This is a genomic window from Hymenobacter nitidus (genome assembly GCF_020447315.1).
GTDB classification, from domain to species: Bacteria; Bacteroidota; Bacteroidia; order Cytophagales; family Hymenobacteraceae; genus Hymenobacter; species Hymenobacter nitidus.
The window spans coordinates 214,008-234,318 of record NZ_JAJADQ010000007.1; the positions used below are offsets into that span (position 1 = coordinate 214,008).

Here is a 20,311-nt window from a genome sequence, read left to right on the forward strand (position 1 = left end):
GTTCAATCGATTTCTGAGGAGTCGTTTGAGCAAAAGCGGCAGAGCCGGAAACAGACAAGGCAGCGAGGAGCGAGAGCTTCCAGGGCTTGAAGTTCATGAGCAAAAGATTTGGTGGAAAGCGTTTAATGGAAAGACAAAAGGAAGGCTAGCGCTTATTCGTGTCGATGATTCGCATCTGGCCAGTGGCCGGTACTAATCCAGACTTGAGGACAATCAGCTGACCTTTATTCCCTGCGGCAAAGGATGCAAAACCGGTGCCAAGCCCAGCGCGGGCCTCCCGGCTGATCAGGTAAACCTCCCGGCGCAGGGGATATGTTTTCAGGGCCAGGTAGGCCTGGTAAGGTTGCAGATAGTCATCTGGCTTCTGCGGGTTGGGCTGAGCACTGATGCCTACAATCCGCACTTTGTTCAGAAATTTCTGTACTGCCGCATCGTCCCGGTCACTGATCCAATTAACGCCGATTATGCCAATAGCGTTGGGATGAGTAGCAACGTAATCCAATAAGGCAGGGTTCGATTTGGCGGCAAAAACTCGCTTGGTCAGGGCCGCGCCCTTCGTCAGAGAGTCCTGAACGTAACGGGTTGTGCTGGAATGGTTGGTGTCAAAAACTACGTTTATGGCGCCCAGTCCCTTCTTACCGCTCACCTGCGCCCATTCCTGAGCTTTGCCCGTGAAGATGTCCTGCAGCTTGGCTACGGTAAGCAAAGAGTCCGGATTGCTGGGGTGAATGACGATGGCCAGGCCGTCGACAGCAAGCCGGGCAGTGCGGGGTACAATTTTCAGCCGGTCGAACTCAGCTTGCTCAGCCGCGTTCAGCTGCCGCGACACCACGGCTACCCGTACTTTATTCGTCATCAAATCCTGCATCACTTCCTCCTCCGGCTTGTAAGTTGCCGTGATGCGGGCCGCAGGATACAGCTTCTGAAACGTATCGACCTGGGACTTCAGAATGGGCTCAAATGTCTCATCAACGCTGATACTGACCGTTCCGCTGGTAGGCGTATCAGTAGCGGTATCGGGTGGGCCCTGGTATTGGTTGCAACCTGCCAGTAGCAAGCTGCCGGCTGCCAGCACCGTACCTACGTTTTTTATGTTAGCGCGCATCATGGGTTTTGTTGCGTTGGAAGTGCTGACGGTATGTGCGAGCAAATCTAATAATTCCGTAAAAGATGAAAACTGCTCCTAATACGCGCCGGGCAGTAGAGGGCAAGGCAAACACATTTGCCATCGGTAGCCACATCATCACGCCCAGGCCCATATAGATGATGGCCATCATCAACGTAAAGTACTGTACAAGTCGTTGGGGTGACTTCGTATTGAGACGCTCGTCGGTGGTTGAACGGTTCAGCATAGGTATTCAAAGAAGAAAGGTCTGCGGTTAGAACAAAAAAATACCGCTCCCTCGTTCGCTCAGGCTAGCCGCATGCCGCAGAAAGCAGGAGGCAACCCACAAAAAAAGCCAAAAATCACCCGGTATAACGTATACCGGGTGATTTTTGGCTATATATAAACTCTGTATTTTACTAATGTTCTCAAGCTGAGGAGGTAAGGCCGTTTATCGGCACTGCTTATTCGTACTGAAAGGTGATGGGCATAGTATAGCGTACAGCCACGGCTTGGCTGTTCTGCTTGCCGGGCGTCCAGGAAGGCATCTTGCTGACTACCCGGGCGGCTTCTTCATCCATACCATAGCCCAGGCCCTTTATTACCTGAACGTCGGCAATGGAGCCATCGGCCTGCACGGTAAATGACACGAACACTTTGCCCGATATGGCCGCCGACAAAGCCTGTCGGGGGTAGCGCAGGTTTCGTTGCATGTACTGCCGCAGGGCACCAATGCCACCCGCAAACTCGGGCATTACCTCCACGTGCGTAAAGGGTTTGGCTGGTGGCGCCGGCGTGGTTACGCCGGTGTCGCTGCCTAGAGTACTTGGGCCGCTTACTGTTCCTGGACCTGCTACACCTTCTCCGGGCTGCACATTTGTTAGGGTATTGTCATTCGGTAACGAGGCCTCAATATTTGGCACCGGCTTCGTTACCAGTTCGTCTTTTACCACAATAGGAGCAACGTCCGTACGGGGCGTTACGACTACGGGCTGATGATGCGCGACAGGGGGCTGCGCGGGAGTAGCTTCCTGTTGCGGCATAATGTACACCTGGGGCTCTGCAACGACTTCATTCGGATCTTTAATAACGGGAGCTACCGTTGGCCATACGCGCTGTATTACCAGCGGAATGCTAACCAGCAGCAGGCTCAAAGCCACCGTAATGGCCAGGGCCCGGGCCAGGTGGCGGTTGTAGAGCTGACGCAGGACGAAGGCGCCATAGGCTTTGTTGCGGCCTTCGAAGATGATGTCGTCGAAGGAGGCGGTGTGCAGGTTGGTGGTGTTCATGGGTACGGTATAAGCTAAAGGTGAAACGGAATTCCCTGGCACGTACTACCCAAGCCATTACCCTTCACTAGTGCTTCATCCTCCTGGCTTTCAACTTCAAAACGACAAGTCAGAATAGAAAAGTATGCGGCAAGCCGAATTCTTTTTGCACGAAAAAGCCCGAACCGAGCAACTGCTCAATTCGGGCTTCTCTTGTGACCTGACCTAAATCAGGTAAACATTACTACTTGATAGCGAAGGTTACCGGAACCGTGTACGAAACACTTACCGGACGACCGTTCTGCTTACCAGGAGTCCAGGCTGGCATGGCTTTGATTACGCGCATTGCTTCTTCGTCGCAACCCGCACCAATGCCCTTGGTCACTTTCACATCCGTGATACCGCCCGTTGGGCCTACCACGAAGCTGATGAATACCTTGCCTTCAACCTGGTTACGCAGCGCCAGTGGGGGGTACTTGATGGTTTTGCCCAAGTAAGAGAGCAAACCTTCCATACCGCCGGGAGGAGTAGGCATCTGTTCTACGTACGTGTAGACCTTATTCTCTACTACCTCTTCTACCACTTGGTTACCGGTTCCTTCCAGACCCGTCAGGTCGGCAGGGTTATCAGTATTGCCTTTTACGGTTTCGGTAGCAACTACCTTCTCCTTCAGTTCTTCCTGATCCGGAATCTCTTCTACCTTCTTAATCTCCTCATCCTTCTTAACGACGGGCGGGGTGAACTTGATGGTAGAGAGCTTCGGTGGGGGCGGTGGTGGTGCCTCCGGTGGTGGCGGTGGTGGTGGGGGCTTGGTTTCGTCCAGTGGCGGTGCCTCCATCAGCTCGTTCACCTTCAGGTTCTTCTCAGTATTTACTACTTCGTCCTTAGCAAACATCCGCGCGATAAGCGGGAAGCTTACTAGAAGAGCTAAGAGAGCAACGGCAATGAGAAGAGCCCGGGTAACGTGCTTGTTGTACAACCGCCGGAGCACGTAAGCTCCGTAGGCCTTATTACGACCTTCAAAGACGATGTCGTTGAAAGTCGCTTTGGCCAGTTGCGTGTTATCCATCATAGCCCTGAGGTTTTAATCAGTTCCTCATCCGCCTTCGAAATGTCAACCAGAGCATATTTTCTCTGGTCTGTGATATTCATCTCGTCGAGGATGTCAACCATGTTCTTGTAATTCGACTTATCGGCCGGCTTAATCAGAACAACCGTTTTAGGGTCGCGCTGGCGCCGCTCCAACAAAGTCTTCCGGATGCCATTCGCATCGTAGCTGGATGCTTTCAACTCAGGCTTTACATCATCGGCCAGCAGGCCTTCATAATAGTAAATCTTGTTGTTCTCACCCATCAGGATGGTGAAAGCATTCGAAGCCTTAAGCTCCTGGGGCGGATCGTCTGGTTTGGGCTTCACCGGCATCGTAAGTTGCATTACGGTCGGCTTGCTGAAAGTCGTCGTCAGCATAAAGAAGGTCAGCAGCAAAAAGGCCAAGTCCACCATCGGTGTCATGTCGATTTTGGTCGACATTTTTTTGGCCCGCTTCTTACCTCCTTTACCGGAGTCGGCTTGTTGTTGTATTTCTGCCATTTCTCTGCGTCGGTTAGTTCCCGGCTACCGGCTTAGACTCCAAGTCGGTAATCAGGTTGAAACGGTTGATGTTCTTATCCTGCAGCAGTTTGATGACTCTCTTCACGGTTGGTACGTCCGCGTTGCCGTCGCCTTTGATGGCGATGAAAGCGGGCTTACCGAACTCCTTGCGGCTGGCGGCCTGCGCTTCTACCACCCAGTCGATAAACTGGTTGTTCAAGGAGTCGGCGGGAATGCCGGGCTGCTTGATGGCTTTGCGCTGCTCGTTGTCGCGGCTCAGGAAGTCGGGAAGCTGTTGTACCGGTACGCCAAAGCTCGACAGGTTGGAGAAGGTCTTAGCCTGGGAAGCAGTGAAGCTTACTCCGTACTTAGCACCTACTCGGGTCAACAGGTCCAGCTTGGGTTTGGCGTCATCCATACCGAAGAATACCCGCTTGTCCTTATCCACCGAAATCGTAATAACGTGGCTTTCGGGCAGGCGAATTTCAGAAGTAGATGAGGGCGTGTCCACCACCACAGCTTCCTCGGGAGCAAACTTGGTGGTGAGCATGAAGAAGGTCACCAGCAGGAATGCCAAGTCCACCATCGGAGTCATATCCAACGACGGGGACGTTCTATGCGGTTTTACTTTTGGCATTGCGAGCGTGGTTAAAGAGCTTTATTCAGAAACGTTTAGAAACGCTGCTTTAGTGCGTAAACCGCAGACTAAGCAGTATAAGTTTCTTTTTCGCCGTGCTGCGAAGCAAACGTCTGAATGATGCTGAAACCAGCTTCGTCGATGCTGTAAGTCAGCTCGTCAATTTTGCTGGTGAAGAAGTTGTAGGCAATGATAGCCAGGGCCGAGGTCAAGATACCCAGTGCCGTGTTGATCAGAGCTTCCGAAATACCGTTGGCCAGACCTACTGCGTCAGGAGCACCAGCGTTAGCAAGAGCCGAGAAGGCGTTGATCATACCGAATACCGTACCGAGCAGACCAATCAGGGTTGCTACCGAAGCAATGGTCGACAGAATAACGAGGTTCTTTTCCAGCATAGGCAGTTCCAGAGCCGTCGATTCCTCGATTTCTTTCTGGATAGCCGAGATTTTCTGGTCTTTGTCGAGGCTACGGTCACGGGCCATCTCCTGGTACTTGCCCAGGCCGGCTTTTACTACGCTAGCTACCGAGCCTTTCTGCTGGTCGCAGGCGGCCAGAGCGCCAGTGATGTCGTTCACGTTCAGCTTCTGACGGACGTTGCGGATGAAGGCTTCAATGCTCTTGGTGCCTTTAGCCTTGCTGATGGTCAGGAAACGCTCGATCGAGAAGGTGATTACCAACAGGAACAGCGTCAGCAGGATGGGTACGATGACACCACCTTTGTAAATGATGCCGAGGTAGTTACCTGGCAGGGGGTTATTCTCAGGATTGCCGCCCTGGAAGTTAGCGGGGCTACCAAAAACAAATTTGTAGATGATAATCGATACGATCAACGCCAGGGGAATCACGATGGCGGCAAACGCGGAACCGCCTTTCGCTTCACCCTTGGGAGCAGCGGGAGCGGTGGGCCGCACGTTTTTATTCATGGCATTCTTTTGTTCCATTGTTCCGGAGAATTAGTGGGTTGGTGGTGAAAGGTTGAACTTGAAGGTAAAAAAGTGAAGATGTTAAACGTGAATACCCCAAAGACAGCAGCGCCCCGCTCACCCGCACACTGGGCCCGTTTCGACAACGGAAAGTGTGGGTCTGCTCGTGCGCGGGGCCGTTAGGAAATCAGAGTATCCTTGGCAAACCTAAATAAAAACCTACGTGCTGCCAAATGAAAAATGCGTTTAAACGCTTTAAAACGGGTAGGGCCTTAAAAAAAGGCTATTTCGCGTCTTCGTTTTCTTGCTTGTTTAAGTTCAGTTTTTTGGCCTGTTCCCAGTAGGTGTCCATTTGGGTCAGGTTCAAATCGGCTAAACGATGCCCGTCGCGGGCCGACTCCGTTTCGAGGTATTGGAAGCGCTGAATGAACTTCCGGTTGGTGCGCTCCAAGGCTTCTTCGGGGTTGATGCCGGCGAAGCGGGCAAAGTTGACGAGAGAAAAAAGCAGGTCGCCAAATTCGGCTGCCGCTCGTTCCTGGTTGCGGCTTTCGGGGTTAGTGTGGGCATACTCAACTCCGAATTCTCCTAACTCTTCCTGTACCTTCTCCCATACCTGCTCGGGTTTTTCCCAATCGAAGCCCGCGCCCCGCGCCTTTTCCTGAATGCGCATCGCCTTTACCAGGGCCGGTAGGGACGTTGGTACGCCTCCGAGCACGGAGGAGTTGCCTTTTTCCTGCAATTTCAGCTGCTCCCAGTTGCGCTTCACCTCTTCTTCACTCGTCACGGTGGTGTCGCCATAGATGTGGGGATGACGGAAGATGAGTTTCTCGCACTGGGCATTCAGGACGTCCGCAATATCAAAATGGCCCGTCTCAGAGGCTATTTTGGCGTAGAACGTGAGGTGCAGCATCACGTCGCCGAGCTCCTTCTTCACGTCTGCTAGGTCATCCCGCAGGATGGCATCGGAGAGTTCGTACGTTTCTTCAATAGTAAGATGACGTAAACTCTGCATGGTTTGTTTCCGGTCCCAGGGGCATTCGGCCCGCAGGCGGTCCAGCACGTCGAGGAGGCGACCAAAGGCGGCCAGCTGTTCGGCGCGCCGGTGGGGCAGGGTGGGTTGTGTTTCCATTTGGTCAAATATACGGTGCCCAACCCGCCGGGGCTATACGTATGTAAGCATGGCCGCCCCTGCGGCGCCTACACCACTCGGAAATACTTTCGTAGAAAAGCAGGGTCATTTCTCTACTTTTGCACCTCAAATCAAACATTGCTCGTGGCACTGATCAAATCAATTTCCGGCATTCGGGGTACTATCGGCGGCGCCGCAGGCGAGGGCCTGACCCCCATTGACATAGTGAAGTACGCGGCGGCTTTTGGCACCTGGGTACTACAGCAAACGCAGAATAATACGATTGTAATCGGGCGCGACGCACGCATCTCGGGTGAGATGGTCAGTAAGCTGGTGGAAGGCACCCTGCGCGGCTTGGGCATCAACGTCATCGACCTGGGACTGAGCACGACGCCCACCGTGGAAATAGCCGTGCCGGCTAAAAAAGCGGGTGGCGGCATTATTCTCACTGCTTCGCATAACCCCAAGCAGTGGAATGCGCTGAAGCTGCTCAACGACAAGGGCGAGTTTATTTCCGACGAGGAAGGCCAGCAGGTGTTGTCGTTGGGCGATAACGAAGCCTTTGATTTTGCCCCCGTCAACAAGCTGGGGCAGTATACGGCCGACAACTCCTTCTTTAAGAAGCATATCAAAGCCATTCTGGCCCTGCCGCTGGTGGATGCGGAGGCTATCAAGGCCAAAAACTTCCGGGTAGTTATCGACTGCGTGAACTCGACCGGCGGCATTGTAGTACCGATGCTGCTCGAAGCGTTGGGTGTGGAGAAAGTGGAAAAGCTGTTCTGCGAGCCAACCGGCGACTTTGCCCACAACCCCGAGCCCCTGCCCGAAAATCTGCGCGACATTGCCCGGGTGCTCGAAAAAGGCTCCTTCGACCTCGGCATTGTGGTTGACCCTGACGTGGACCGCCTGGCCCTGGTGAATGAGGACGGCACCATGTTCGGCGAAGAATACACGCTGGTAGCTGTGGCCGACTACGTGCTCCAGCAAAATGGTGGTGGCAACACGGTGAGCAACCTGAGCAGCACCCGCGCCCTGCGCGACGTAACCGAGAAGCACGGTGGTAACTACGCCGCCGCCGCCGTGGGCGAGGTGAACGTGGTGACCAAGATGAAGGAAACCAATGCCATTATCGGCGGGGAAGGCAACGGCGGTATCATCTACCCCGAGCTGCACTACGGCCGCGACTCTTTGGTGGGCATTGCGCTTTTCCTGAGCCACCTGGCCAAGTCCAACCTGACGATGACACGCCTGCGGGCTTCGTATCCGGGCTACTTCATCTCGAAAAACAAGATTGAGCTGACCCCGGAAATCAACACCGACCAAGTACTGGTTCAGATGAAGGAGCGCTACGCCAAGCAACCGGTAAATACCATCGACGGCGTAAAAATCGAATTTGATAAGGAGTGGGTGCACCTGCGCAAGTCGAACACTGAGCCCATCATCCGCATCTATGCCGAATCGGACTCCAATGCCACGGCCGACCATCTGGCCAACAAGATCATTGCTGACATTAAGGAGATTATCTCCGTGAAGAGCTAAGCGCCTTTTTCACGCTTAGTTATAAAGGATTCCGGCTGCCACGCTGGAATCCTTTATTTTTGTGTGGCTATATTCTCTCTCGTAGCCATCCACCTCTCCACCTTAGTTGCGCGTATGCCTCTCCACCCCGATTCGCACGCATCCACCGCCACACCCATGGCCGTGTATTTTGACAATGCGGCGACCACGCCTCTCGATCCGGACGTTCTGGATGCGATGCTGCCCTTCATGCGCGAGCATTTCGGCAATCCCAGCAGCATTCACGGCCACGGCCGCAAGGTGCGCGCCGCCATCGAGAATGCCCGCAAAACCATTGCCCACCTGATAAACGCGGCCCCGGCCGAAATTTCCTTTACTTCGGGGGGCACCGAGGGCGACAACTACGCCGCTTTCGGCAGCATCCGCACGCTGGGGTTGCGCCACGCTATTACGTCCAAGCTGGAGCACCACGCGGTGCTGCACACGCTGCAAGCGCTGGAAAAAAACGGCGACATCACCCTGAGCTACGTGCAGCACGACGAGCAGGGCCGCCTAGATCTGGCGCATCTGGAGGAGCTGCTGAAAACCAACAGCCGCTCGTTTGTGAGCCTGATGCACGCCAACAATGAAATCGGCAACCTGAACGATATTGCCACCATCGGCGACATCTGCCAAGAGCATAAAGCCATTTTCCACACCGATACGGTGCAGACGATGGGCCACTACAAGCACGACGTGCAGCAGCTCAAAAACCACTTCCTGGTGGGTTCGGCGCACAAGTTTCATGGTCCGAAGGGTGTGGGCTTCCTCTACCGCCGGCCCGGCGAGCAGGTAAGCCCCCTGATTCACGGCGGGTCGCAGGAGCGCAACGTGCGGGCCGGTACCGAAAACGTGTACGGCATCGTGGGGTTGGCCAAGGCTCTGGAAATTGCCTGTCGGGACATGGACACGCATCACCAGCATATCCAGGGGTTGAAAGACCGGTTCATTGCCCGCCTGACCTCGGAGATTGAGGACGTACAGTTCAACGGGTTATCGGCCCACGCCGATCAGAGCCTTTACACGGTGCTGAGCGTGAGCCTGCCGCCCTCGGCTAACAGTGAGATGCTGCTTTTCAACCTCGACATCAACCGCGTGTCGGTGTCGGGGGGCTCAGCCTGCAGCAGCGGCGCCGATGCCGGTTCGCACGTACTCAAGGCGCTGGGTTGCGACCCGCAGCGCGGCGCGATTCGCTTCTCCATGAGCAAATACAACACGGCCGAGGAAGTGGATTACGCCGTAGAGCAACTGGCTAAGATGTACCGCAAGGTGACGGTTTAAGCACGCCGGATTCCTCTCTGAATAAAGCTCCGGCCCAGTGCGTGCTCATTTAATGAGGCGCCGGGCCGGAGCTTTTGGGCTTCGTAGCATTTCCGTTGATATCTGCCTGTGCCCAGGTACCGGATGGTGCTGCAGGCCGCTGGCGGCATATACCGGCTTCCAAGTCCGCCTTAGGGTTCAACTGCTGCTATATAGACTTGGCCTATCTATTTTGCTTGCCTTGCGTACTCAGTGGCAAAACCGCATCTGATTTGTATGGCCGACATCAATATTCAGCGTAAAAAATCTTCCCCCAGTCCCTGGATTCTGGTCCTGCTCGCTCTGCTCGCGCTGGGCATCATCGGCTATTTTCTGTTTCGTCCTTCGCCGGATGATCAGGCTACGCAACCAGCCTTGCCGGCCACCAGCGCGGCGCCGGTATCGGATGCGGAAGCGGATGCCATGGCCCGCGCCACCCCGCCCCCGGCCGATGGCACGGGCAGCAATGCGGCCGTAGCCGACATGGCCGCCGAGGAAGCTCCTGCTACCCCCGAGGAACTGGCCAGCTTTGCCGCCAACGAAGCCGACAGCCCCGACTACGGCCGCCGCGGCCTGCACATGCTCAGCGCCACCTTGGGCGAGCTGGCTGACCGCGCCGACCTGCGCGATGCTACCGTCAGTGAGCGGCGCAATGATTTGACCAGTGCCATCAGCCGCACCTCGGAGCCCAACGCCAGCCTGCGGCCCGGGTTTGTGGCCGTGGTCGGCCTGCTGCAGGCCATGCAGCAAAAAGCATATCCGAACCTGGAAAAGCCGGTGGCGGAACTCAGCGAACAGGCCCGGCAGCTAACAGGGCGCAGCACGGCCGCCGACCAGCCCGCCCTGCAGGCGTTTTTCACCCGGGCCGCCGAAATCGTGCGGACGCTGAATGAGCCGGCCTCGTAAATAGATAAGCTGCGCCGCCCGTTTGCTCTAATTGTCTTCTACTTCTGTTATGGAACCGACTTCCTCCCCGATTCCCTCCGCCGAGGGCATGCACCTGCGCCGCCTGCGCGACCTGACCGAATTTGAAGTAGCCGATGGTAGCCCCGACGTGCGCGGCTGGGCCGTGCGAGGCGGCGACGGCCACAAGTTCGGCGACGTGTCGGAGCTGATTGTGGAAGAGGAAGCCCTGAAAGTGCGCTACCTCGATGTCGAGCTGGACGCTTCGCTGAACGTGAACCGCCACGAGCGCCACATCCTGATTCCGGTGGGCGTAGCTGCTCTGGATGAAGATGGCGACAACGTATTTGTGCCTTCCCTAACCAAGGAATCGGTGCTGGAATACCCGCCGTACGCGGAAATTCAGATTACCCGCGAATACGAGGAAGCCATGCTGCGCAGCCTGCGCCTGCCGCTGCCCGAAGCCGGCACCGGCAGCTTCTACGACCAGGATTCCTACAGTGAGCAGCGCTTTTACCAGAATCGGCGGGCCACCGACAACGACACGTTTCGCCGGCGTATTGGCTAGGCATCCAAGTAAAAGGCCCGTGGAAATCTCCACGGGCCTTTTACTTGGATGCTATTTGGCTGCTTGAAACAGGTTAGTTGCGGTGAATCATGTTTACCACGCCTTCCACCCACTGCGGGTGCGAGTTCAGGCTGGGCACCAGCTGCCAGTGCTTGCCACCGGCTTCTTCAAACATTTCCTTAAACTCGGTACCCACTTCAATGGTGGTTTCGAGGCAGTCGGCGACGAAAGCGGGGCTAAAGGCCAGCACGTTGTTGATGCCTTTGGCGGGCATTTCCTTCAGCACTTCGTCGGTGTAGGGCTGCAGCCACGGGTCACGCAGGCGGCTTTGCAGGCGGCTCTGAAAGGTGGTGGTATACTGGTCGGGCGCTAGGCCCAGGCCGGCGGCCAGCTGCCGCGAGGTTTCGTAGCACTGGGCGCGGTAGCAGTAGCGGTTGTTCTTGTTGTAGCTATTGCAGCAGGTGCCCAGCTTGCAGTAGTTGTTGTGGCTGCCTTTGAGCACGTGGCGCTCCGGAATACCGTGGTAGCTGAACACGACGTGGTCGTAGTCGTGCTTGGCCATTTCCTCCTTGCCCAGAGTCACGAAGGTGCCGATAAAGCCCGGGTCGTCGGTGAAGGTGCTGATAAACGAAATGCTAGGTACCACCCACCACTTGCTCACGATTTCCATCACTTTTTCCTGCACCGAGCCGGTGCTGGCCGCCGCGTACTGCGGAAACAACGGCAGCACGATAATACGGTCGACGGCGGCTTCGCGCAGCTCCTCCAGCGCCTTTTCAATGCTGGGGTTCTGGTAGCGCATGCCGAAAGCCACCACGTAATCTTTGCCGAGCTTTTCCTGCACCAGCTTCTGCAAATCAAGGCCGTGGTAGAGCAGGGGAGAGCCCCGTTCGGTCCAGAGCTGCTGGTAAATTTTGGCCGACTTGGGCGCGCGCAAGGGCACTACCAGGCCCTGAAACAGCGGATAGCGCACCGCCGCGGGCATGTCGATAACCCGGCCGTCGGTGAGAAATTCGTTGAGGTAGCGGCGTACATCAGGCGTTTGAGGTGAGTCGGGCGTACCCAGATTCACGAGGAGCACGCCGATACGGCGCTGGGGGGAGGCAGGAGTTGGCATAGAAAAAGAACGGTCGTCCGTCATAGACAAAGGTAGGGCCTCTTGGGTTTGGGTGGAAGCCCGTATTTTTCCGCTGATGACAACTGTCTCTCTTTCTGGCCCGCCCGCCGACACCCTGTCCGTGGGAATGCTCAACGTGATGCTCTGGGCTACTACCCAGGCCGGGGCCAACTATGCCGACCTCTGCCAGAAGCTGGGCGTGACCCCCGCCGAGCTGGCCGACCCCGACGCCCGGGTACCCATTGCTACCATTCAGCAGCTGTGGGGCGAAGCCGTGCAGGTCACCAATGACCCACACCTGGCCTTGCACCTGGGCGAGAAAATAAATCTAGGGGCCATCGGTATTCTGGGCTACGTGCTGCTACACTGCCCCACGCTGGGCGCTGCCCTGAGCCAGCTAGTGCGCTACCAGGATGTGGCGTGCTCCGGCGTAAAGCTCACGTTGCGCCGGGAAGCGGACCTGTGCTGGCTGGATATGGAAATTACCAGCGCCGCCATTATTTACCCGGATTACGTCATCAATTCCGAATTTTCGACCTACCTCAGCGCCTTCCGGGCGCTAACGGGGCAGACATTGGTGCCGCGGATACTTCATTTAGCTTATTCCCGGCCCGCCGATATCCAGGAGCACGAGCGGGTTTTTGCCCCGGCCCAGCTAGTGTTCGGCACCACTAAGAGCAGCATCGGCTTCGATGCAACCCTACTCGACTTGCCGGTTATCAACGCCAATCCGGTGCTGTTTCCGCTGTTTGAGCAGCACGCGGCGGCGCTGCTGGCCCGTCTGCGCACACCTAGCCTGCCCGACCGGGTGAAGCGCGAAATCGTGGAGCTGCTCAAAGGTGCCGAGCCCACCCTGGCCACCGTGGCCGACCGGCTCACGATGGGCGTGCGTACCCTACAGCTCAAGCTCAAGGAAACCGGCCATACCTACCAGCAGCTGCTCGACGCCGTGCGCCACGAGCTGGCCCGGCGCCACTTGCTCGATGCCCAGCTCAGCACCACCGACATTGCCTTTCTGCTGGGGTATTCCGAACCCAGCGCCTTTGTGCGCTCCTTTAAGAAATGGACGGGGCAGACGCCGGGCGCGTTTCGGAAATAGCCAGCCCTGCTGTGCGCACGGTGCGGTTGCGGTCGGCCCAGTAGGCCCAGAGCACCGGCAGCCACATCAGCTGCCCTGCCCAACCCAGTTCGGTGATGCTGCCGGGCGTTGGGCTGAAGAAGTTACCAAAGTGGACCAGCACCAGGAACGCCACCAACGACCACAGCGCGTAGCGGCCCGTCTTGTTTATGGCCTGGGTCCGCCGCAGGTACATATAGAGCCCCGCCACGAAAATCGGCACTTCCAGAACCTGGCTCAACAGCAGATTATTCCACAGTCCCAGCCCGACCAGCGGCGAGTGGCCGGGGTAGAGTGGCAGGTCGGGGCCGTGCACCACCGCGTCGAGCAGCCAGTGGCTGAGCACGCTGAAGGCCAGTAGCAGGGCGGCCGGCTTGTCGCGCCGCAGCACCCAGTAGCCCAGGCCCAGTAGCAGGCTCCACACGACGCTCATCAACAGGCTGTGCGAAATCGGGTAGTGCGAAAAGGTAATTGCCTGCCCGGCACTGGGCTGCAGCTCTACTCGTTCCAGGCCCAGCAACAGCAGCGTGGGCCAGAGCAAATCGGCCAGCTGCACGGCCATAAACAGGAGGCCCAGCGAGAGTTGCGGTTTGGTGGCTTTGGCCCCGAAAGCCAGCCCGTAGTGACCAATAAACATTGCGGTAGAGGTTAGGAAGTGAAGTGGGTTGAGTACCTCACAAAGGTCTGCGTAGTAGCGGCCCGCATTGCTGACCATTTCCGCAATCTGATTGACCGAAAACGAAAATCTGCGCCGCTCTCAGGCCTCTCACCTGCCTGCTTTTGCCAGATACCGTGCGCATCTGCCCATAAAGCGGTACCTTTGCAGACTTATTTTGAAAACACTGTGAATCCCGAACCTAAACCGCACCGCGCTGGCTTTGTGAGCATTATCGGCAAACCCAACGTGGGCAAGTCGACGCTGATGAACGCCCTGATGGGTGAGCGGCTCAGTATCGTCACGAGCAAGGCCCAGACCACGCGTCACCGCATCCTGGGCATTCTGAACGGCGACGACTTCCAGCTGGTCTACTCCGATACGCCCGGTATCATTCAGCCCAAGTACGAGCTGCACAACGCCATGATGTCGTTCGTGTATAGCTCCCTGGAAGACGCCGACGTCGTCCTGTTCGTAACGGATATCTACGAGAAGCACGACGAGGAGCCGGTAGTGGAGCGTCTGCGTAAAATGGTGAACACGCCTATTTTGCTGCTGGTCAACAAAATCGACCAGGCCGACCAGGCTGAGGTAGAAGCCAAAGTGGAGTACTGGCGCGAGCAGCTGCCCAATGCGGCCCGCGTGCTGCCGATTTCGGCTTTGGAAAAGTTCGGCACCGGTGAATTGCTGGATCTGGTGCTGGGCTACCTGCCTGAGCATCCGGCCTATTATCCCAAAGATGAACTCACCGACAAGCCCGAGCGTTTCTTCGCCGCCGAGATGATTCGGGAGAAAATCTTCAAGCTCTACAAAAAAGAAGTTCCCTACAGCTGCGAAGTCGGCATTGAGGAGTTCAAGGAGGAAGAAGACATTATCCGCATCCGGGCCACCATCTACGTGGAGCGGGCCAGCCAGAAAGGCATCATCATCGGCAACAAGGGCGAGGCGCTGAAAAAAGTCGGCACCTGGGCCCGGGAGGAAATGGAGAAGTTCTTCCAGAAGAAGGTCTTCCTCGAAACCCACGTTAAAGTCAACGAAAACTGGCGCACCGACCCCAAAGCCCTGAACCGCTTTGGGTACAGCCAATAGATGAGTTGGTGATTTAGTGAGTTTTTCGTTCTAAACGCGCAAATGGCGCAGGTCAAACATCAAACTCTTTAAATCACTAAATCACCAACTCATAGATCTTCCGACCTCACACTTACTTAACTACTCCGGGCACTGCCGAAACTGGTCGGGCCGGCGGCTGGAGTCAGACGCATGAAGAATACCATTGCAATTGTGGGCCGCCCCAACGTGGGCAAATCCACCCTGTTCAACCGCCTCGTGGGTCACCGCAAGGCTATCATGGACAACCAGAGCGGCGTCACCCGCGACCGGCACTACGGCTACGGCGAGTGGATCGGCAAGCACTTTACCGTCATTGATACCGGCGGCTACGTGCACGGCTCCGACGACGTGTTTGAGGAAAGCATCCGCCGCCAGGTAAAGCTGGCTATTGATGAGGCCGACGTTATCCTGTTCATGGTCGACGTGGATGCGGGCATGCACGGCCTCGATGAGGAGTTTGCCAACGTCCTGCGCCGCTACCAGGGCAAAAAGCCGATTTACTTGGTCGGTAACAAGGCCGATACCAACGCCCGGGCCCACGCGGCCGGCGAGTTCTACGCCCTGGGCGTGGGCGACGGCGACATCTTCACCATCTCGTCGCAGAGCGGCTCCGGAACCGGCGACCTGCTCGACGCGGTGGTGTCGCACTTCGAAGACCCGTGGGAAGAGGTGCAGGACGAAGGCCTGCCCAAGATTGCCGTGGTCGGCCGCCCCAACGTGGGCAAGTCGAGCCTGGTAAACCTGTTGCTGGGCGAGGAGCGTACCATCGTGACCGACATTGCCGGTACCACCCGCGACGCCATCAAGACGCGCTACAACGCCTTCGGCAACGAGTTTATCCTGATTGACACCGCCGGCCTGCGCCGCAAGACCAAGGTGAAAGAGGACATCGAATTCTACTCCGTGCTCCGCTCGATTCGGGCCATGGAAGAATCCGACGTCTGCATCGTGATGCTCGACGCCACGCGCGGCATTGAGGCCCAGGACGTGAACATCATTGCCCTGGCCGACAAAAACCGCAAAGGCATCGTGATTCTGGTGAACAAGTGGGACCTGGTGGAGGACAAGGAAACCAATACCACCAAGAAAATCGAGGAGCAGATTCTGGAGAAGATAGCGCCCATTGCCTATCCGCCCATCATCTTCACTTCGGTGGTTACCAAGCAGCGCGTGCACAAAGCCATTGAAACGGCCATTCAGGTGTACGAGAACAAAACCATGAAAATCCCGACTTCCCAGCTGAACGAGGTGATGCTCAAGGTGATTGAGGAGCACCAGCCACCGTCCACGAAGGGCAAGATGGTACGCATCAAGTACGTGACGCAGCTGCCCACCCACAACCCGGTGTTTGCCTTCTTCTGCAACCTGCCCCAGTACGTGAGCGACTCCTACACGCGCTACCTCGAAAACCGCATGCGCGACCATTTCGGCTTCATTGGCGTGCCTATTGGCATCATCTTCCGCAAGAAGTAGGCAGGAAAACGGCGGACTGGCAAAAAGCAGAATAATTTTTTTCTACTGTCGGGTTACCTTATGAGGGGACAAGTATAAAGCCCCGAATCTACGGTCGGGTTGCCTAGCATCCGGCGCCGGATTCAGCTTTAACTGACTTGAATTTTCAACAACCCCCTCTAATTCCTCTCACCATGAAAAAGGTTCTGTTCCTTGCCCTGGCCGCTGCTTCGTTCACCTTCGCTTCGTGCGACAGCAAGCAGGAAAATGCTCAAGAAAACGCTGCTGACCAAGTAGAAGAAGCTGGCGAAGCCAAAGCTGACGCTATGGAAGATGCTGGCAACGAAGCCGGTGCTGACTCGGTAGAAAACGCTACCGAAGCTCAGGCTGACAAAATGGAAGATGCAGCTGACGCTAACCCAAGCCAGGCTACGCCAGCTCCCGCTGGTGGTGCTACCACGACCCAGCAGTAATTGCTCTGCCTGAAAAGGCAAAAAAGAGGCTCCCCGAATTGGGGAGCCTCTTTTTTTGTGCGTGTAGTGAGCCTTTTGCTTAGCCTAGCCGGTAGCGGATAAGCTTATCCACCATCTTAAAGAGTTTGCGTGGCTCGTAGGTGCGCCAGGGTAGCTCGTCGAGTTGTCCACCGAAGTTCACGTAGTTATCCACATTGAACTGGTGCATTTCCCGGATAACGTGCTCCTGGAAGTTGATGCCCGCAATCCAGCCGTCCTCCACGTCCTCGAACCACTCTTCGTAGTACGAGTCGTCGGAGCCGTGGAAGTTGAAGACGTTTTCGCCCACCAGAATAAACTTGCGGATGCCCTCATGCACCATCAGATCGATGATGTTGCGCTTCAGACTCATGATGTCGTTTTCAATGGCATCGTTCCATTCCCCGATGAACTCGATGATGCCAATGCCCTCGTCGTAGTCGACGAAGAGAATTTTGAGAAACAGCGTGTCCGAATCAAGGCTGTCCCACTGGGGATGAATGTAGTACCCGTAGATAGTGTTGGTGAACGAGTCGAGGCTATTCTCGGCTTCAAATAGCGGGGAGCGAGGATCCTCGGAAGCGGAATACTGGTCAATCCAGTTGTAATGCGGCTCAATGGTATGCACGGCAGGCGCGGGTGTAGTGGAACAGATAGTGCAAAAACGGTCGGCGCGAAAAGCTCCGTGGCCTGTGGGAATCTTCCAGTACGTGGCCCCGGGCACCAAATACAGATACGGCCCCGCCGGGTTCGGGGACGACACGTCGGAAGCCTGCGCGTGCTATTTTATTTCCGCTTGGCTGCGCGAACCTCTTACCAACTACTTCTGCCCGCCGTAATAAGCGGCAGAAATACGGCCTAGCGTTTGTGCGCCTCAATAGCGGCCCGCACCGAGCCGTGCTGTTTCAGCAGCTCAGCGGCCTCTGCTTGCTCAATGCCCAGCTCCTCCATAATCATCTTTTCGCCCCGGTCCACGAGCTTGAGGTTGCTGAGCTGCATGTCGACCATCTTGTTGCCCTTCACCTTGCCCAGGCGAATCATGGTGGCGGTGGTAAGCATGTTGAGCACCAGCTTCTGGGCAGTACCGGCCTTCATACGGGTGCTACCCGTCACGAACTCGGGCCCGGTGACGACTTCCACCGGGAAATCGGCCAGAGCGGCCACGGTGGAGCCGGCGTTGCAGACGATGCAGCCCGTGGCAATGCCGTGGCGGCGGGCAATGGCCATGCCGCCGATGACGTAGGGCGTGCGGCCAGAAGCAGCAATACCCACCAGCATGTCGTTTTCGTTGATATCGTGGGCTGTCAGGTCGCGCCAGGCCTGTTGCGGGTCGTCCTCGGCATTTTCCACGGCCTTGCGAATAGCCGTGTCGCCGCCGGCAATGATACCGATAACCAGGCCCTGGGGCACGCCGAAAGTGGGCGGGCACTCCGAGGCATCCAGAATACCCAGCCGCCCGCTGGTGCCTGCCCCAATATAGAACAACCGACCGCCGCGCTGCATCCGCTCTACTGTGGCCTCCACTAGCGCCTCAATCTGCGGCAGGGCCTGAGCTACCACCTGCGGCACCGTCTGGTCCACGCTGTTGATGCCGGCCAGCAATTCGCGGGTCGAGAGGGTTTCCAGGTTGTTGAAGTGGGAAGGGCTTTCAGTCGTACTCAAGGCGAAAGGGCGAAATGGTGAGGTGGTATTCTGAACCCACTGTAACGTTAGGAGGCGGAAGAAGTAGGCATTTTCAGGCGGCCGATGGCGTGGAACTTGTCGAAAACGTGCTCGGTGTGGGGCGCGTCCTTTTGCAGCTCCCGGGTCAGATCCTGACCGGCCCAGTGCTCATAGTGGTTGCCGCGCCGCCACAGACGCGAACGGGTCACGTCGTAAATCAGACCCTTGTAGCCCACCCAGATTTCGTCCCGGTCCTGCCCGTTGCGCAAGGCCAGCTGGGCCAGCGAGTACTCGGGTAGTGAGTTGGCTATTGGTTGTTCGTTTATGGCTTTTGGCTCCTGAGAGTTCTGGTTTGGTTCTGGTAACGACAGGTTCATCAGCTGACTACAGAATTAAGACTGCCGTGGAGCAGGGGCGAAACAGAAGACATTGCTGCAAGAACCAAAAGCCATAAACGAACAACCAATAACCAATCAACCCAGCAGCGCCTGCGTCAGAATCCAGCGGTTGGGCAAGTCGCCCTGGGCAGCCTTGAAGTAGTCTTCGTAGCTGCAGGGCACAATACGCTTCACGGCGCTATCGGCCAGGCTTTCCACTTCCAGCCACCACTTTTCGGTGCGCTTGGCCTTATAGAAAACCAGCTTGGCCGGCGAGCCGGGCAAGCCCACGGCGTAGCGGATAAAGCGGCGGCTCTGGAAGTCGGTTTCGTTGCGGCGGTGGTAGAAGCCTTCGATGAAATACCACAGCATAGTGGCCAGGGCGCTGGCGGCCAGGCCGTGGGTGTCGTGGTCGGGGCGGTAGCCGTAGAGGCCGAAGGAGCTGAGCTGGTCGTTGTGGCCCGCGTACCAGGCCAGCTTGGCGGCTTCCTCGTTGGTAAGGCCAAAGGGGTTGGCCGGCGCATAAGCCGGGGCATCGTTCCAACGGAGGGCGGCTACGTCGAAGCTCACAAAATCGGCTTGGCGCAGCAGGGGCTCGGCCTGCCGGATATCGTCGCGCACTTGGCCCAGACGCAGGGTTTCGAAGTGCAGCTTCTCCAGAGCGGCCAGCACGTCGGGGGCCACCAGATACTGCTGATGAGCCAGCTGGGCAAAGTTGAAGACGAAGTTGGGCTCGTGCATCAGAATGCGGCGCAGGTGCGAATCCTCGGCCGGCGCCGTATCGTGCTCGGCCATGTCTACCCGCGAGTCGACCATAGCAAAGCTGACGGGCCGCTCCAGAGTTTCGTAGGCCAGGAATTGGCCGTAGTCCAGGTCTTGGCTGCCACCGAGCAGAATCGGGACGGTGTTGTGCTCGAGCAGCGCGGCTACAATTTCGCGCAGCCGTAGGTAGGTGTCTTCCAGGGTGAGGCCGGGGCGCAAGTTGCCCAGGTCGGCAATGCGCAGGCTGCCCGAGCCTTTCTGCAGCTGGTAGAAGCGGCGCCGCACCTCATCGGCGCCGTGCACGTCGGGGGCGCCGCCCGCGCTGCCCCGCCACTCGTTCAGCCCGATAAGGGCCAAGTCAGCAGTGCGCCAATCCGGAAACGAATCCAGAAAGCGGGAAGCATAATTGGCGAGCGTCGTAGAGGCTGCCGTGGCGGCGGTAAGCTCCTCGCGGAGCGGATCAAAGAAGATGGCCAGATTCATCGGGCGCGGAGAGTGCAGGCAGACAAAACTACGTAAAACCAGCCAGCCCTTCCAGTTTTTCGCCCTCAATCAGCCTGCCAAGCTGGGGCGTAATAGGCATTATGCC

22 protein-coding genes are annotated in these 20,311 nt (G+C 57.0%); 8 read left to right on the forward strand and 14 right to left on the reverse strand.

Translation table 11 applies throughout. From position 1 onward, the window contains the following. Positions 1-145 precede the first annotated feature (145 nt). The 8 genes from LGH70_RS14590 to mazG all read right to left on the reverse strand — a co-directional run bounded on the left by LGH70_RS14590 (position 146) and on the right by mazG (position 6,652). Positions 146-1,108, reverse strand: a complete 963-nt coding sequence (locus LGH70_RS14590) for a PstS family phosphate ABC transporter substrate-binding protein (protein ID WP_226186985.1) — start codon at positions 1,106-1,108, stop codon at positions 146-148. After that, positions 1,095-1,277 (reverse strand): hypothetical protein, encoded by a 183-nt coding sequence (locus LGH70_RS14595; RefSeq protein WP_226186987.1) that lies wholly within the window; start codon positions 1,275-1,277, stop codon positions 1,095-1,097. Before LGH70_RS14595 ends, LGH70_RS14590 begins: the two co-directional genes overlap by 14 nt. Before the next feature lie 292 nt (positions 1,278-1,569). Beyond that, the gene (locus tag LGH70_RS14600) at positions 1,570-2,394 is read right to left on the reverse strand and encodes an energy transducer TonB (RefSeq protein WP_226186989.1); all 825 of its coding nucleotides are present in this window, start codon (positions 2,392-2,394) and stop codon (positions 1,570-1,572) included. A gap of 223 nt (positions 2,395-2,617) precedes the next feature. Then, complete coding sequence (locus LGH70_RS14605) at positions 2,618-3,445, reverse strand: energy transducer TonB (RefSeq protein WP_226186992.1); 828 nt, start codon at positions 3,443-3,445, stop codon at positions 2,618-2,620. Next, a complete protein-coding gene (locus LGH70_RS14610) occupies positions 3,442-3,963 on the reverse strand; it encodes an ExbD/TolR family protein (RefSeq protein WP_226186994.1) in 522 nt (173 codons plus the stop codon). Before LGH70_RS14610 ends, LGH70_RS14605 begins: the two co-directional genes overlap by 4 nt. Before the next feature lie 13 nt (positions 3,964-3,976). Beyond that, positions 3,977-4,600: an ExbD/TolR family protein gene (locus LGH70_RS14615; protein WP_226186996.1), complete on the reverse strand. Its 624-nt coding sequence runs from the start codon at positions 4,598-4,600 to the stop codon at positions 3,977-3,979. A gap of 68 nt (positions 4,601-4,668) precedes the next feature. Beyond that, positions 4,669-5,541, reverse strand: coding sequence for a MotA/TolQ/ExbB proton channel family protein (locus tag LGH70_RS14620; RefSeq protein WP_226186998.1), 873 nt, complete (start codon positions 5,539-5,541; stop codon positions 4,669-4,671). 265 nt (positions 5,542-5,806) lie between these two features. Then, positions 5,807-6,652, reverse strand: a complete 846-nt coding sequence (gene mazG / locus LGH70_RS14625) for a nucleoside triphosphate pyrophosphohydrolase (protein ID WP_226187000.1) — start codon at positions 6,650-6,652, stop codon at positions 5,807-5,809. Positions 6,653-6,796: 144 nt separating this feature from the next. Between mazG and glmM the strand changes: the two genes are divergently transcribed. The 4 genes from glmM to LGH70_RS14645 all read left to right on the forward strand — a co-directional run bounded on the left by glmM (position 6,797) and on the right by LGH70_RS14645 (position 10,979). Continuing rightward, on the forward strand, positions 6,797-8,191 hold the full coding sequence (glmM, locus tag LGH70_RS14630; RefSeq protein WP_226187002.1) for a phosphoglucosamine mutase: 1,395 nt from the start codon (positions 6,797-6,799) through the stop codon (positions 8,189-8,191). 156 nt (positions 8,192-8,347) lie between these two features. Beyond that, positions 8,348-9,490 (forward strand): cysteine desulfurase family protein, encoded by a 1,143-nt coding sequence (locus LGH70_RS14635; RefSeq protein ID WP_226187204.1) that lies wholly within the window; start codon positions 8,348-8,350, stop codon positions 9,488-9,490. A gap of 255 nt (positions 9,491-9,745) precedes the next feature. Next, positions 9,746-10,414 carry a hypothetical protein gene (locus LGH70_RS14640; RefSeq protein WP_226187005.1) on the forward strand — a complete coding sequence of 223 codons (669 nt, stop codon included), beginning with the start codon at positions 9,746-9,748 and terminating at the stop codon, positions 10,412-10,414. A 49-nt stretch (positions 10,415-10,463) separates the two neighbouring features. Further along, entirely contained in the window at positions 10,464-10,979 is a 516-nt protein-coding gene (locus tag LGH70_RS14645) for a PRC-barrel domain-containing protein (RefSeq protein ID WP_226187008.1), read from the forward strand. Between the two features lie 73 nt (positions 10,980-11,052). Here the strand turns inward: LGH70_RS14645 and hemH are convergent, their stop codons facing one another. After that, entirely contained in the window at positions 11,053-12,096 is a 1,044-nt protein-coding gene (gene hemH / locus LGH70_RS14650) for a ferrochelatase (RefSeq protein WP_226187010.1), read from the reverse strand. A gap of 76 nt (positions 12,097-12,172) precedes the next feature. Here hemH and LGH70_RS14655 point away from each other — a divergent pair, with 76 nt between their 5' ends. Continuing rightward, the gene (locus LGH70_RS14655) at positions 12,173-13,195 is read left to right on the forward strand and encodes an AraC family transcriptional regulator (protein WP_226187013.1); all 1,023 of its coding nucleotides are present in this window, start codon (positions 12,173-12,175) and stop codon (positions 13,193-13,195) included. Here LGH70_RS14655 and LGH70_RS14660 read toward each other — a convergent pair. Then, positions 13,152-13,850: a metal-dependent hydrolase gene (locus LGH70_RS14660; RefSeq protein ID WP_226187016.1), complete on the reverse strand. Its 699-nt coding sequence runs from the start codon at positions 13,848-13,850 to the stop codon at positions 13,152-13,154. The genes LGH70_RS14655 and LGH70_RS14660 overlap by 44 nt on opposite strands. Before the next feature lie 207 nt (positions 13,851-14,057). Here LGH70_RS14660 and era point away from each other — a divergent pair, with 207 nt between their 5' ends. The 3 genes from era to LGH70_RS14675 all read left to right on the forward strand — a co-directional run bounded on the left by era (position 14,058) and on the right by LGH70_RS14675 (position 16,903). Beyond that, on the forward strand, positions 14,058-14,957 hold the full coding sequence (era, locus tag LGH70_RS14665; protein WP_135465136.1) for a GTPase Era: 900 nt from the start codon (positions 14,058-14,060) through the stop codon (positions 14,955-14,957). Between the two features lie 171 nt (positions 14,958-15,128). Beyond that, the gene (der, locus tag LGH70_RS14670) at positions 15,129-16,451 is read left to right on the forward strand and encodes a ribosome biogenesis GTPase Der (protein ID WP_226187019.1); all 1,323 of its coding nucleotides are present in this window, start codon (positions 15,129-15,131) and stop codon (positions 16,449-16,451) included. A gap of 173 nt (positions 16,452-16,624) precedes the next feature. Next, positions 16,625-16,903 carry a hypothetical protein gene (locus tag LGH70_RS14675; protein WP_226187022.1) on the forward strand — a complete coding sequence of 93 codons (279 nt, stop codon included), beginning with the start codon at positions 16,625-16,627 and terminating at the stop codon, positions 16,901-16,903. 79 nt (positions 16,904-16,982) lie between these two features. Here LGH70_RS14675 and LGH70_RS14680 read toward each other — a convergent pair whose 3' ends face one another. The 4 genes from LGH70_RS14680 to LGH70_RS14695 form a co-directional block, all read right to left on the reverse strand. Continuing rightward, positions 16,983-17,549: a hypothetical protein gene (locus tag LGH70_RS14680; RefSeq protein ID WP_226187024.1), complete on the reverse strand. Its 567-nt coding sequence runs from the start codon at positions 17,547-17,549 to the stop codon at positions 16,983-16,985. A 230-nt stretch (positions 17,550-17,779) separates the two neighbouring features. After that, positions 17,780-18,583 carry an N-acetylmuramic acid 6-phosphate etherase gene (murQ, locus tag LGH70_RS14685; protein WP_226187026.1) on the reverse strand — a complete coding sequence of 268 codons (804 nt, stop codon included), beginning with the start codon at positions 18,581-18,583 and terminating at the stop codon, positions 17,780-17,782. A 47-nt stretch (positions 18,584-18,630) separates the two neighbouring features. Continuing rightward, positions 18,631-18,894 (reverse strand): cytochrome b5 domain-containing protein, encoded by a 264-nt coding sequence (locus LGH70_RS14690; protein WP_226187206.1) that lies wholly within the window; start codon positions 18,892-18,894, stop codon positions 18,631-18,633. Between the two features lie 162 nt (positions 18,895-19,056). Further along, positions 19,057-20,205 carry a formimidoylglutamase gene (locus LGH70_RS14695; RefSeq protein WP_226187027.1) on the reverse strand — a complete coding sequence of 383 codons (1,149 nt, stop codon included), beginning with the start codon at positions 20,203-20,205 and terminating at the stop codon, positions 19,057-19,059. Between the last annotated feature and the right edge of the window lie 106 nt (positions 20,206-20,311).